At 46.2% G+C, this 13,036-nt stretch carries 13 protein-coding genes; 2 read left to right on the forward strand and 11 right to left on the reverse strand.

Features of this window, described 5'->3' with window-relative positions:
* Window positions 1-61 precede the first annotated feature (61 nt).
* The 5 genes from A3848_RS03345 to A3848_RS03365 all read right to left on the reverse strand — a co-directional run bounded on the left by A3848_RS03345 (window position 62) and on the right by A3848_RS03365 (window position 4,424).
* The gene (locus A3848_RS03345; RefSeq protein ID WP_074083529.1) at window positions 62-946 is read right to left on the reverse strand and encodes an ABC transporter permease; all 885 of its coding nucleotides are present in this window, start codon (window positions 944-946) and stop codon (window positions 62-64) included.
* Complete coding sequence (locus A3848_RS03350; RefSeq protein ID WP_074083530.1) at window positions 943-1,935, reverse strand: ABC transporter ATP-binding protein; 993 nt, start codon at window positions 1,933-1,935, stop codon at window positions 943-945. Before A3848_RS03350 ends, A3848_RS03345 begins: the two co-directional genes overlap by 4 nt.
* Entirely contained in the window at window positions 1,932-3,053 is a 1,122-nt protein-coding gene (locus A3848_RS03355) for a hypothetical protein (protein WP_074083531.1), read from the reverse strand. Before A3848_RS03355 ends, A3848_RS03350 begins: the two co-directional genes overlap by 4 nt.
* 61 nt (window positions 3,054-3,114) lie before the next feature.
* Window positions 3,115-3,633, reverse strand: a complete 519-nt coding sequence (locus tag A3848_RS03360) for a sigma-70 family RNA polymerase sigma factor (RefSeq protein WP_074083532.1) — start codon at window positions 3,631-3,633, stop codon at window positions 3,115-3,117.
* A gap of 239 nt (window positions 3,634-3,872) precedes the next feature.
* Entirely contained in the window at window positions 3,873-4,424 is a 552-nt protein-coding gene (locus A3848_RS03365; protein ID WP_074083533.1) for a pyridoxamine 5'-phosphate oxidase family protein, read from the reverse strand.
* A gap of 177 nt (window positions 4,425-4,601) precedes the next feature.
* Between A3848_RS03365 and pdxR the strand changes: the two genes are divergently transcribed.
* Window positions 4,602-6,032: a MocR-like pyridoxine biosynthesis transcription factor PdxR gene (gene pdxR / locus A3848_RS03370; protein ID WP_074083534.1), complete on the forward strand. Its 1,431-nt coding sequence runs from the start codon at window positions 4,602-4,604 to the stop codon at window positions 6,030-6,032.
* 80 nt (window positions 6,033-6,112) lie between these two features.
* Here the strand turns inward: pdxR and A3848_RS03375 are convergent, their stop codons facing one another.
* From A3848_RS03375 to A3848_RS03385, 3 genes are all read right to left on the reverse strand, one after another.
* Complete coding sequence (locus A3848_RS03375) at window positions 6,113-6,910, reverse strand: class I SAM-dependent methyltransferase (protein ID WP_074083535.1); 798 nt, start codon at window positions 6,908-6,910, stop codon at window positions 6,113-6,115.
* A gap of 402 nt (window positions 6,911-7,312) precedes the next feature.
* Entirely contained in the window at window positions 7,313-8,167 is an 855-nt protein-coding gene (locus tag A3848_RS03380; RefSeq protein ID WP_074083536.1) for an SDR family NAD(P)-dependent oxidoreductase, read from the reverse strand.
* Window positions 8,164-9,054 (reverse strand): NAD(P)H-binding protein, encoded by an 891-nt coding sequence (locus A3848_RS03385; protein WP_074083537.1) that lies wholly within the window; start codon window positions 9,052-9,054, stop codon window positions 8,164-8,166. The genes A3848_RS03380 and A3848_RS03385 overlap by 4 nt, the downstream gene beginning before the upstream one ends.
* 149 nt (window positions 9,055-9,203) lie before the next feature.
* On the opposite strand from A3848_RS03385, the gene A3848_RS03390 reads away from it, so the two are divergent.
* Window positions 9,204-9,755 (forward strand): TetR/AcrR family transcriptional regulator, encoded by a 552-nt coding sequence (locus tag A3848_RS03390; RefSeq protein WP_074083538.1) that lies wholly within the window; start codon window positions 9,204-9,206, stop codon window positions 9,753-9,755.
* Window positions 9,756-9,996: 241 nt separating this feature from the next.
* Here the strand turns inward: A3848_RS03390 and nagE are convergent, their stop codons facing one another.
* From nagE to A3848_RS03410, 3 genes are all read right to left on the reverse strand, one after another.
* On the reverse strand, window positions 9,997-11,451 hold the full coding sequence (gene nagE / locus A3848_RS03400; protein WP_074083540.1) for an N-acetylglucosamine-specific PTS transporter subunit IIBC: 1,455 nt from the start codon (window positions 11,449-11,451) through the stop codon (window positions 9,997-9,999).
* 57 nt (window positions 11,452-11,508) lie between these two features.
* Window positions 11,509-11,946 carry a PTS sugar transporter subunit IIA gene (locus A3848_RS03405; protein WP_305953418.1) on the reverse strand — a complete coding sequence of 146 codons (438 nt, stop codon included), beginning with the start codon at window positions 11,944-11,946 and terminating at the stop codon, window positions 11,509-11,511.
* Window positions 11,947-12,031: 85 nt separating this feature from the next.
* Window positions 12,032-12,901 carry a PRD domain-containing protein gene (locus A3848_RS03410; protein WP_244169655.1) on the reverse strand — a complete coding sequence of 290 codons (870 nt, stop codon included), beginning with the start codon at window positions 12,899-12,901 and terminating at the stop codon, window positions 12,032-12,034.
* Between the last annotated feature and the right edge of the window lie 135 nt (window positions 12,902-13,036).

Here is a 13,036-nt window from a genome sequence, read left to right on the forward strand (position 1 = left end):
CGGTTCCATCTACGGAATCCAGCAGGGCGCTATTTGTTGTATCAATTAGTGAAAATACATGTTACAAATCCTTGCGCTGAAACCGCAGCAGTCCTATCGCAAACACCACAACCGTATACAGAACGGCATACACCACAAATGAATCCGAAGGAACGGAATTAAAGTCTAAGAGTGGAAAGGAGCTTGTACTCATATTAACCATCCCTCCCAAATCTTTCAGACTGAAAAGCTCCGCTGTCATTTTTTGCTGCAGTCCGTCTGCCGGTATGAAAAGAGACATGATCCCCGTGAGATTATGCAGTGTATGGATTGCTTCATCCTTCAAGCCTAGCGAACTGCTCATTTTATCGATCATCCCTCCAAGCCAGCCCGCTCCATAGAGCATGGTCATGAAAACCCCGTTCCCAAGTGCCGAGAATAAACCCGACCCAAGCATGGATAAGCTGATGAGCAGCGGAACTAGAGAAGCAAAGAGCAGAAAAGCTTTTATAAGCGCAGCGCTGTCTCTTGGGATAGAAGCATGTGCATCTGCTATCAGCAGAATCGCTGCAAACAAAAGAAAAGCATAGAGAATTCCTAAGGTGACATACCCAAGCCAGCGCCCCAGATACCATTTCCACCGCGGCAATGGGCGAGGCAGTAATGCTTGCATGATCCCCTGTTCCGCTTCTCCCGCAATGGAGGAGAAAGAACTAAAAATAGCCAAAAAGGCAATAACAAAAGCCCCGAAGAAAAACCCCATGGTCAAAATAAAAGTGCCTGTCGTAAAGCTTTCAATCAGGTTACTCCCATTCATAATGCTGGTTGCCCTTCCAGATTCGCTGCTCCCGACAATAGCTGCAACGAACCAGAACGCGATCAGAAAGACAGCAGTCATAACCAGAGTCATGAGCATCACTTTCTTCCGCAGCAGTTCTTTCCAGGTCATTCCCAGTATGGTTCTCATTCCTGCTCCCCCCTATGGCTGAGCCCGGATACCGCATCCAGGAACCATTCTTCCAGTCGTTCTTTTTTACGCGAAACCTCATATAAGGTCAGACCCTGTTCAATCATCAGTGAATTTAACCAGCCCACTTGTTCATCACTCTCGACTTCCGCCTCCAGCCACACCGTGCTTCCTTCGATGGCATAAGACACAAGGATGCCCTCTTCATCCTGATTCCTGTCTACCGCTGCCTGACTGATCTGCAATCCCGTATGATTCTTCAACCAAGACAGCAAAAAAGGCGAAAAGCCGCCCACTTTAAATTGCCAGCTTGTTCGCTTATTTAATATTTCTGAGACTCTGCCGTGCCGCAGGATCTCGCCGTTATTCAGCAGCGCCATCCGGTCGCACAGCACCTCAACATCCTCAAGCAGGTGAGAGTTGAGAAAAATGGTGATGCCCCGCTGCTTTAGCCTTTCCAGTATAGTCCTCACTTCCATACGGCCGATTGGATCAAGTGCCGATGACGGCTCATCCAAAAAAACAAGCTCCGGATCATTCACAAGTGCGCAGGCTAGACCCAACCTCTGTTGCATTCCCTTGGAGTAATGCTTCACACGGTCACGGCCCCGCAGTCCTAATCCTACCTCTTTCAGCAGCTCTGGTATTCTGCGGTCTGCTACAGACTTCTCGATATTGCATAATCGGGCATGGAGTCTAACGACCTCCTCTCCACTCAGCCATTCCTGGTACCGGTAAAGTTCCGGCAGATAACCTATCTTCGACTTGGCTGCAAGAGTTCCAATCGGATGTCCAAAAAGAGCGGCACTTCCACTGGTCGGACGAATTAAGCCTGCCAGCATTTTAACAAAGGTGCTTTTACCGGCACCGTTGGGACCGAGGAAGCCGAAGGCTTCCCCTTTCTCAACAGTAATAGTTACATCTCTGCAGCCGCGTCCGTTACTGTATTCTTTAGTCAGTAATTGCGCTTGGATTGCGGGTACATTCATTGCGTGATCAACTCCTGGAGCTGCTTCATGAATTTCTCTTTGTCTTGATAGAGTGAACCGCCGGAAAAGTCGAACAGCTGCCCATTATTCACCCATGTTGCACTATAAGTAGGCCCATCGCCATACTCCATAGTTTCCATGATAATCTTTATACCGTTCACTTCAATCTGCTCGGTATGATTCCCTTTGATCACAGGCATAGGCAGGTCTCCGGCCAGAATACTGCTCTGCTGCAGACTGGACTTCAGTTCATCCGGGAGAAGCGGGAAATCAATGACAGCCCGCACAGCCTCTTCCACGTTAATTGAAGGATCTACATTCACCACAGGCGTATTCATCTGCATCAGATTCGCCCAGTGATCATCCATAGAAAAATCATAGCTTACGGATTCTGGAACCGATAGCGTGAGCGGCTTGCCGTCAATGGATTCAGGCAACAGCTCTTTCGCCCCCAGACGTGTCAGCGCCTTATTTACCTCATCCACCTTGAGAGTCAGTGTAATTTGCTGTGAGGAGTTTATATATACGCTTTTAACCTTATCAAAAGCTCCACCGGTCAGCGCAGGGTAGCCCAATTTATCCTGCAATGCATTCACTGGCACCATTCCGCTTAACGTACCGGATGAATAGCTGAATGAGCCAAATTTGTTAACAGCTTCATTAATATTGTCTTCCCCGCTGACCTGATAGAACAAATTCCGCAGATCATCTTCATTGACAGCCGTTACTTCCTGCATTCTGAATTGACCCAATATGGCGGCCATGGCCGTATTGCCTACAGGTGTGGCTAGTACGGCTGCAAATATGGCTACGCCCGCTGCAGCAGTTGCCCATTTCCGGCGGCGGTTCATGGCAAACCGCCGTGGCTTCCGGCTATTGGTTTTCGCCTGTGCTCCGGCGGTGTCCGCTGGACTCACTAAAGGCTGCACCTCATTCTTCCTATCACTTGATTCCGCTATGGATGCCGCATGGTCTTCTTCTATGCCAATCTTTTTGACATCCTGCCCCCATGATGCCCATACCGGATTCACCGGCTCAGCAGCAAGCTTATTTTGCAGCTTCGCCCAGGCTTCATTCGTAAGTTGTTTATCGGAATCATATTTCAAAGGATTGGTCATTGGATGGTTCCTCCTAAAAGTTTGATGTTCATTAACTGCCTGGATTCGCTTCGTGCACGAATCAATCGGTCTGAGGGTATGAATTAACCGCCTGCTGTTTCAGCTTATGGGTTGCCCGGTTAAGCAGTGTTCCGACAACCGGAGGATTAACGCCAAGCTGCCCGGCAATCTCCGAATAGCTGTAGCCCGAGTAGCGCAATAGCAGCGCCTGTCTGTCTCTCTCGGGTAGACCATCCAGCCAAGTCCGGACATCCTCCTGGTCCAGCTTGCTGAGTACAGCCTCTTCACCGGAAGGCGGAGCTGCCTCGGCGCTGAACAACAGCTCATGCTTATCCTGGAGCCGACGATCCCTGGCCTTTTTGTTCAAATAGTCATATCCGATCCGGGTGAGCACTCTATGGAGCCAAGCACCCAGCGCATTCGGATCATCCGGCGGGTTGCGGTATAGTCTGAGAAACACATCCTGGGCTAAATCGTCTGCTGCCGACTCATCCCGTACAAGCGCCGCCAACTTCCGCCGCACCACCGGATAGTGTTCATAAAATATAGTTCGAAACATTTCAGTTTCCGGAAATTCCATTGTGTAAATCCTCCTTATCAGCTGCAGCTATAAGTAAGACGAACGCCAAAACGATTTTGTATCAAAGTAAATACAATTATCATAACATTTCTAATTATTTGCAGTTGAAAACGCAGAAAAGCAGTATCTCAATAAGTAGATACAAGACGAATAAACCCCGCCAGAATAGTTCCAGCGAGGTAATGTTTATGTAATCACATTTATGACGTTATCTATCTTGATCTAACAGCACCCTTATATTATTTATCCCCCCGTCCTGCCTTCATGTCTGTTCTATACATTTTTTCTGCTTCTATGGGACTTTCTTTTGCTGTTACATGGTGTGGAATTACCCTGCAAACTTGAACCGGTCCGCCGAATACAGCCGACCTATATTTATCCACATGCTGCTTGGGCAACGGGCGGTTATAATAGCCGGGCACATATTTATTTATCATTTCCTGAAGCACATGAGTGGCTTCGTCCAAATCCGTAATCGGTTCTGCTTGTCCAAAGATCATTACACTCATATAAGCCGTATCTGTTTTGGCAGGTACCGGATCCGTGATGGTTCCGTATGACTCACATACGGTAAAACAAACCTCTGGATTTTCCTTCATGACCTGATTGCGTCTTCCATCCCCGGCCCCATGAAAATAGAGATTCCCCTTCGTCCATACATAATTTAGCGGTACGACATAGGGAAGGCTCCCATCAACCAATCCCAGATACCCCGTTTTCGCTTGCTGTAGGAAACTGTCAATTTTCTCTAGATCCACACATTCTCTGATTTTGTACCGAACCATATCCATTTTTATAATTCTCCCTTCCATTCTTAAAGAGTGCGCAACGACAAAATTGTGAATACCTGTGTTATTACGGTAGTATATCAATGAATGGATTGCTTTAAAACATCCAAACTTTACGGTTATAAACAATCCATAATTAATGTTTTAGGAGAGAATCTTCTTTTTTGGGGGGGATGTTCGATGATGAAAGTAATACGTAATGATAAAAGACCCATTTGGCAACAATTGCTTGATCAAGCTATTCATAATATCACAAACGGAATCTGGGCCCCGGGAGAATTGCTAATTCCCTCCCGCGAACTCGCTCACATGATAGGTGTCTCTCGCTCAACGATACAGATCGTCTATGAAGAGTTGCTAAGTCGAGGCTATACGGTTACATCTCGCAGAGGAGGAACGCGAGTTAGTAAATGGAATCTTTTCACCGAGTCAAGGAAGGAAATAATAACAGATGGCCCCATTCCCCCCTCGCTTCCCTTGTTGAACACAGCGGTTGATCAGCTACATGGCTGGTTCAGAGGCAAAGAACAGTTCAAGGTGGATATTGACTTTAGTCCACACGAACCCTATTTGGATGGGCAATTTCAAAAAAATTGGCGACAATCGCTCATTCATGTATCTGCTGAAATGGATTTATCAAACTGGGCTTACGGTGATCCCTATGGTTTCACACCATTACGTGAGCAAATCCAGCGGTATTTATCACTTGAACGAGGCATTCATATCCAAACCAATCAGATTCTGTTAACCTCTGGAGCTCAGCATAGTATTGACTTAATCGCACAATCGCTTTTAGCCAACGGGGATACTGTCTCAGTAGAAGATCCTGGTTTTCCGGCTGCCTGGATGGCGATGAAATATCGGCGTATGAATGTAGTCCCTGTACCCGTCGATGAATATGGTCTTGTGGTGGAGCGTATTCATCCACAATCCAAACTAATCTTTGTGACACCTTCACACCAATGCGCCGTCGGAGTCGTTATGTCGGAGCCACGCAGGCAACAATTGCTACAAAAGGCCACTAGAGATCAATTGTGGATCATTGAAGACGATTATGATAGTGAATTTCGATATCGTGGAGAGCCGCTTCCAACACTGTTTAGCCAAGCATCTCAGAATACCTTGTACCTGATGAGCTTTTCTAAAATGATTGCTCCAGGCATTCGTATTTCGGCTATTGTTGGATCTGCCAAGGCAATTGCCCAGCTAGCTAAGGTACAAGAGCTGACTTACCGTCATCTGCCGATTATGGATCAGCTAACGCTAACCCACTTCATCAAGAATGGGCATTTTATGCGCCATATGAGAAGAGTCCGAAATGTGTACCGGCGAAGACACGAAGCGATGACCAAGGTTATTATGGCTAGTGGTTTAGGAGAGCGTTTCACACTAAGTGGAGTAGAAACAGGATTGCATATGTTACTAGAAGCTGAAGAATCATACGACGAAGAAACCGTCACAACGGTAGCCCTTCAACAGGGGATACGTATATACCCGCTAGGACCCTATTGTATGGAGAGCAAACGAAGGGGATGGGTATTAGGGTTTGCACAAGTAGATGAAGCATCAATTGAGAAGGGGATTCATTGTCTTGCGAGGTTGATCTTATAGGGCCATCCGTTAGGGATGACCCTTTCTTTGATCTTGTTTTATTCAACAGTGAAAAGGATTGTCGTACCTGCATGTAAAATTTATAACTTTCTTGCCCATAGAATAGCGCGATTTGTAGCTTCAACAATCGGCTCCGGAATCGGTTCAGCAGTATAATTGTGATAGGTACACTCAATGGTAAACCCGGCATCTGATAGCCAATCATAAACTTGCGTTTGCGTGGGAATGTGCTTATACCAACGCTTGGGTAAGATGATCTGCTCACCGCTATTTGTGGTGAGCTCCCAGTGACCAGTTCCGGTACAAATCTGGGTTATAGGGTCATACACGCTCCCATAGCTAACACATTGGCCAGTCGTGCCCAATTCATCTGTCCCTATGAAAGAGCTACTCTCTTTCAGCCTATTGAACCGGGCTGCTGGATCATATTGCAGGTCAAAATCAATATAAAGATGTCCACCTGTGCGAAGCGCGGCCGCAGCATTTTTAATAAGGGTCTTTTGTGCATCTTTGTAATCGATCTCGCATTCAATGTTAATCAGTATATTACCTGCCATGACTACGACATCATAACCGACACCCCATCCGGAAATTACTGCATCAGCTTGATAACAGCGAATATTCGTTAAACCCAACATCTGGCGATAACATCGCAGGAGCATATGTTCATCGGAATCAAGGCCTGTAACGAAATGATTCGCCTTTGCTAGAGGAACACAGATCCTACCATCACCACAGGCAATTTCAAGTATATTCAGTGGTTGATTATCTGTTTGCTCTGTAAGTACTTTCAACAGAAAATCCACGTCGTGAGTTTGGTTTTCAAACTGTTCATACACACTAGCATACCAATGTTTTGCAATAAACTCTCTATTCACAGGTTTACCTCCATTTTTTATAGGAGGGTTAAATTATAGTCACCCTCCAAGAAACAAAGCAGGTGAACAAATCTGTCATATTTAATCATCTAATATCATCCTTTCATCGTTTAATGGAAAGCGGATAAATAAAGAATGTATTTCTCTTTGATTATAACCAGGAAATATTTAACAAACAATGTAAAGATTCTTTATAACTATTCCCATCAGTGGAGAGACTGAACGAGTTCATGAAAGACCGTCACAAAAACATTTTTTCAACTTGCTTTCCCCTCATTTATGATACGGTTCTCCGCGCTGTTTGTAACGCAAGTTTTAAGACCATCCTTATGCGGGATGGCCTCCGCATGATATCACTCCGTTCTTGACAAAGCATTCTCAATCGCTAGACAAGCGGCTCGATTAGTACCTTTTCAGACCTTCGCACAAGGTCCACAGTTTCTTGCCCGCTCTAGCATCAAACTTAGTGTGAATCGGTACAATTTGCTTCTTATCATCGAAGAATACGCCATTTGCGCGCTCTATTTCTTTCGCAGACGCCAGATAAACCCCGATCCCGCATTCTGCTTTGACACGTGCGTTTAAGAGAGGTGCAGCCGCCCTCAAATACCAAGGCGCGTTCCTCGCGAGATTGGATTTCACAAACCCCGGATAAAAAGCGTTGGAGGTCACTCCCGTTCCTTCCAAACGCTTTGCCAATTCGAAAGCAAATAACGTCCTGGCGAACAGCGACTGGCTGCTTGCACGCATCGTGCTATACTGGCGCTCCATTTGAATATCATCGAAGTTAATGACGGGATTCTTCAAAAATCTAGGGTTACCCGACACTGTGATTACGCGTGCAGGTCCGCTTTCTTGGAGGATGTCGAGCAGCCGGTTAGTCAGCAGATAATGACTATGCACATTGACCGCGAACATACGATCAATCCCATCAGTCGTCAATTCCTTCTTAAAATAGACTGCACCACAAGCATTAATAAGCACATGCAATTGATCGTACTTCCGCTTGAAGACGTCGCTGACTTCCCGGATCGATGACTGTAGGGAAAGGTCCGCCGCCAACCAATCTCCCCGGCTGTTGCCTGTGGCTTCCAAAATATCCTTTAATGCAGCTTGTCCACGCTCCGCACTTCTGCTGATGATCACGACCTTGGCGCCAAGTCTGGCTAATCCCGTTGCGATTGCTTTTCCTACTCCGGATGTTCCCCCTGAAATTAAAAACACTCTGTTATCAATATCCGTACGTGTTTCGTTCATCGTCTCTCCCCCTTGTATGCAGCAGCAAAAACTTTCGCGAAGTCTACGAGCTTGACTTTGCCTAGATGGTAGTCGGTGGCGCGGAGACTGGCGTAAAATTCATCGGGGCTCTCACCAGCGCGGCTCATTTGGGCGAAGCGGTTAGCGGTGTCTTCGTGGAAGCCTAGTTTTATCATATTCTCAATGAGGGCCAAGGCAGGGATTTGTTGGTATTTGGCTTCGATACCATTCTCGGCAAGAGCCTTGAGCCAGTCGTTGCCTGTAGCCCAATCGCTAACGACGAATTTCGCACTTTTGCCTGCTGGGGTGTGATCAATCAGGGCGTAAGCGACGTCCGCAATATCAATGGGGCTGACCCAACCGTGCGCGATAATAGCCGAAACTGGACTAAAAAGGGTTTGCATCGTTTTAAGGCTTTGCATGTCGGCAAAAAGATTGCTATAAAAGCCGACAGGACGTATATGAGCAACGTTCACGCCTTCAAGCGAGTTAAGTGCGTCTTCTGCAAAATGATAGCTGTAAAGGATGCCAGCGTTAGGGTTGTCGGCGCCTACTGAGCTGAGGTTGACGACGTTTTTCACACCCGAATTTTGCACGGCGGTCTTATAATTCTCAGAGAGCTCGATTGCGCTCTGCCACATGTCGATGCCGGAGGTTGGATTGATGCCTGAGATCATGAGATAAACAACGTCGCTACCTGTAAAAGCCCGGGTAAGGAAGTCTACGTCCCGGTTTGAGCCTACTGCTGGTTTGGCACCGAGCGCTTCGATGTCGGCGATACGATCACTAGAGCTTGTGATGACTGTGACGTCGTGTCCATCAGCGATGAGGCGTGGAAGGTAGTAACGATTAATATTGCCAAGTGAGCCGAGTACTGTGATTTTCATTGTGCATTCTCCTTCTTTTTGATAAAATAGTGTCACAAACTGACATTTTCAATCATTGTATACCTGCGGGTTTTTTATTGTCAAGAAAAAATGTCAGAAACTGACCATTCTGTTTTCTTCCATTAATCACATGAATAGGAATGATAAAAATGAAAAGCAAAGAAAAATTACAGGCGGCGGCCACCAAATTATTTATGGAAAAAGGCTATGAACACACGACTGTGCAGGAGATTGCAAGTCTTGCGGGTGTGACGGAGCGAACCTTTTTCCGGCAGTTCAAGGACAAGTCGGACGTACTTTTTGACACGAACAATGAGCTGGGGCAGGGAGTTTCGGCTTTTATCACGGATAAATTTGAAGTCGAGCAAAAACCGCTGAAGCTTGCGGTTGAAGGCTTTGTGTCGATTTCCGAGTTTTTCGAGGGCTCGCGGGAGAGGGTGCTTGCGCGGAATCAAATTATTCAAAGCAATTCTGATCTGCAAGAACGGGAGCTGTTGAAGGGGCAGGTGCTCATTGCGTCTGTCACAAACTCATTATCTGCCAAATATGATAGCGATGTGTCGGAGCTTGCCGCGCGATTTGCGGTTGAAATTTTTCACATGGCATTTATTAAATGGATTAATAGCACTGAGAAAGGCCTTGCGGAGCATTTACTCACCGTTTATGAGTTGTATGAGAACTCGTTTTGCTGCGTGGATTGAAAGTTTAAAAAAACTTGACGTTATTGATGATACGGTTCTCCACGATTTATCTTAACCGCCCGATACACCTGCTCATGTGACGGAACATTAAGAACCCGCATAACCATTGGTGTTATGCGGGTTCAGAATTTATATGCGATCATGGAAGACACCATGATGACGATGATGCTTGAAGGAATGCAAATGTTATTTTGGGACTACATTAACGGCTTGGTCAATCTGGTCTTGATCTATCGTTTTTTCACAGGAGTTTCTTGATGTCATCCTTGATTTGCTCCGATTGCGGACCAAATACGATTTGCACCGCACCTTGACCCAATCTCATTACACCCGATGCACCCAGTTGCTTCAGCGCGGCGTCCTTGACTGCTTTCTCATCATTCACAATCAGCCGCAGCCGTGTAATACAGGCATCAATGTTGCGGATGTTGGACGGTCCGCCGATATTCTCCAGGATTTTGACTGCTCTGGAGGATGCGGAGATTTTTGCTCCACTCACATCAGCCTCCAGGATTTCGTCATCAGCATCATCCTCACGCCCTGGTGTTTTCAAATTGAACTTCACAATAACAAAGCGGAACAAAACATAATATAGTACGAAGAACGCAAGTCCGACCGGAAGCAGGACCCAGGCATTGGTGGAAAGCTTTAGATTCGTCAGGTAATCAATCAAACCCGCAGAGAAACTAAATCCAAGTCTTACATCCAGCAAATACATTAAGGCCATGGAAAGACCAGTTAAAAGCGCATGCACCAAGTACAAAAGCGGTGCGACGAACATGAACGAGAACTCCAAAGGTTCGGTAATACCGGTAAGGATAGAGGCGATAGCTGAACCAATAAATATCGAGGCCACCATTTTCTTTTTTTCAGGTTTTGCCGTATGGATAAAGGCCAATGCAGCCCCCGGCAAAGCGAACATCATAATTGGGAAGAAGCCCGTTGTGAACATCCCTGCGCTTTTATCACCTGCAAGGAAACGCCATATATCACCATGGATAACCTCCCCGGCAGCATTTTTGAAATCACCAAGCTGAAACCAGGCAATGGTGTTAATTACGTGATGCAGACCGATGGGAACCAGCAGACGGTTTGCTGTACCGAAGACGAATGCCCCAAAAGCGCCAAGACTTACAACCCAGTTACCGAAATCACTGATTACATCCTGCACCGGACTCCAGATCATACCGATCAAGACAGCCAGGACCATAGTCGATGCAGCTGTTACAATCGGAACAAAACGTTTGCCGGCAAAGAAACCAAGCCAATCGGGCATTTTGACGTTATGATATTTTTTGTACAGGAAAGCTGCCCACGCCCCGGCAAAGATTCCGCCAAGCACGCCCATATCGAGCACAACATCATCCCCGATGAAACCGAAGGTGGCCGGTACAATTCCCAATACTTTCGTAAGTACCATATAGGCAATCAATGCGGACAAGGCAGCTACGGCGTCCCCTGCAAAACCGATAGCAACACCCACCGCAAAAATCAATGCTAAATTCCCAAAGATGGCGCCTGCACCAGCATTCAGAAAGGGGGCAATATACTGATTCAGAAATCCACCAATAGCACTGCCTAAATGTAAGTCCTTTTCATAGTCGAGCAATCCTAAACCTTGCAGAATCGCCGCCGCCGGCAGTGTAGCTACAGGAAGCATCAGTGACTTACCCAATTTTTGCAGAAAAGCTAACATTCCAATCATCCCCTTGTTTCGTATTTTACTTGGCTAACCATGAAGCTATATGCTTTATTACCTGGATGCCACAGTCAGAATAATGACTTTGCCGGCAACAACCGGACCATAATGGTAATCCATTTCAAGATCCGTTTCTCCGTTGCTGGTTACAATGACTGGTGTTATGGTCTGATAGCCTGCCGCCTGTATGAAAGCGATATCAAATTCAATCAGTGTCTGCCCTGCTTTTACTTCATCTCCGCTGTTAACATGACTAGTGAATCCGCTCCCTTTCAGGCTTACGGTATCCATTCCGATATGCAGCAGCAGCTGAAGTCCTGAAGAATGTTCTATTATCACGGCATGACTGGATTTGACCACATGGGCAATTTTTCCGTCAAAAGGGGCCATTAATCTCCCCTCACTAGGTTCTATAGCTATTCCTTTCCCCATATGTCCACCTGCGAAGGTTTCATCCGGGACACCTGATAATGGAACGGCCTGGCCGCTCACCGGAGCATAAATCTACAGCACCTGCACTTCGGTAGGGTTCTTTTCTTTTTTCGATTTCCATTTAGCAAACATTACTTCTCTCTCCTCACTGTTGCTGTTTGTCTAAGGTCTGGAACAAACGCCGCAAATGCATTGCGAGGAAGCAGATTTCTTCTTCCGGAACTTCTGCCCCCAGGGATTCCTGCATGACCTTGCCCATTTTTTGGGCCAGCTTGTATTCCTCTTTGTATTCTTTTTGAATATGCTTCACGAACGGATTGTCGATGAGCGAACCCTGCAGAATCCGTTCAATCGAAAATCTTAGATGAATCATCAGCCGGATATGGTTCATACTGCCATGTGCAAAGGTTATCTGACGTTCTACCCGAATCATATCCAGCAACTCGCTGACGATATTTGAGGCTTTCACCAACTGGCCAATCGGCACATTACTGACCGCAGAATACACGTGATAGGTTAGAAATCCCACTTCGTCTTCTGGAATCTGAACCTGGAACTCCGCGCTGATTTTTTCTGCCGCCCTGTAAGCGATCTCAAATTCCTTGGGAAAGGACATTTTGGTCTCCTGAAGGAACGGGTTGACAATGTCCATTCCGTTCCGGAGACGGTAAATGGTGAACTGGATATGGCTGGGGAGCGCCAAATAGATCTTGTCATTCAACTTGCCAGAAAATTCAAGGGCAATATCCGCAATAATATCATCCGTAATTCTCATCACTTTGGGATCTATATCTTCAAGCAAAATCTGATATTGACTCCATTCCTCACGATCCTCCAGACGGAATAATTTCTCAATCCGCTGGTCATTCGCATCAATGATTCCTGAATCTTTTACCGCAAATCCAATCCCTTTGCCAATAATCACATATTCTTTGCCCTTTCGGCCTCCTTGCACCATTACAACGTTATTGCCGATCACCCGTAGTACCTCAAATTGCTCATTATCCTTGGCCAAGGTCCCCCTCCTTTCCATTCATTGTCAGATTTTTTTGCATCAAAAAGAGCCAAGAAAGACTCAAATGAATGAGATCAATTCTTGGCTCATGCCCTTAAAGGTAACACGCCGCTTGCATATAAATGATCATTTATA

This window comes from Paenibacillus sp. P32E (assembly GCF_001909085.1).
GTDB lineage: Bacteria > Bacillota > Bacilli > Paenibacillales > Paenibacillaceae > Paenibacillus_AQ > Paenibacillus_AQ helianthi.

Bases quoted from the DNA above. Each gene is read 5' to 3' on its own strand.
- A3848_RS03365 (WP_074083533.1), bottom strand. From the start codon at position 4,424: ATGGATATGGTTCGGTACAAAATCAGAGAATGTGTGGATCTAGAGAAA.
- A3848_RS03355 (WP_074083531.1), bottom strand. From the start codon at position 3,053: ATGACCAATCCTTTGAAATATGATTCCGATAAACAACTTACGAATGAA.
- A3848_RS03345 (WP_074083529.1), bottom strand. From the start codon at position 946: ATGAGAACCATACTGGGAATGACCTGGAAAGAACTGCTGCGGAAGAAA.
- A3848_RS03380 (WP_074083536.1), bottom strand. From the start codon at position 8,167: ATGAACGAAACACGTACGGATATTGATAACAGAGTGTTTTTAATTTCA.
- nagE (WP_074083540.1), bottom strand. From the start codon at position 11,451: ATGTTAGCTTTTCTGCAAAAATTGGGTAAGTCACTGATGCTTCCTGTA.
- A3848_RS03385 (WP_074083537.1), bottom strand. From the start codon at position 9,054: ATGAAAATCACAGTACTCGGCTCACTTGGCAATATTAATCGTTACTAC.
- A3848_RS03390 (WP_074083538.1), top strand. From the start codon at position 9,204: ATGAAAAGCAAAGAAAAATTACAGGCGGCGGCCACCAAATTATTTATG.
- pdxR (WP_074083534.1), top strand. From the start codon at position 4,602: ATGATGAAAGTAATACGTAATGATAAAAGACCCATTTGGCAACAATTG.
- A3848_RS03350 (WP_074083530.1), bottom strand. From the start codon at position 1,935: ATGAATGTACCCGCAATCCAAGCGCAATTACTGACTAAAGAATACAGT.
- A3848_RS03360 (WP_074083532.1), bottom strand. From the start codon at position 3,633: ATGGAATTTCCGGAAACTGAAATGTTTCGAACTATATTTTATGAACAC.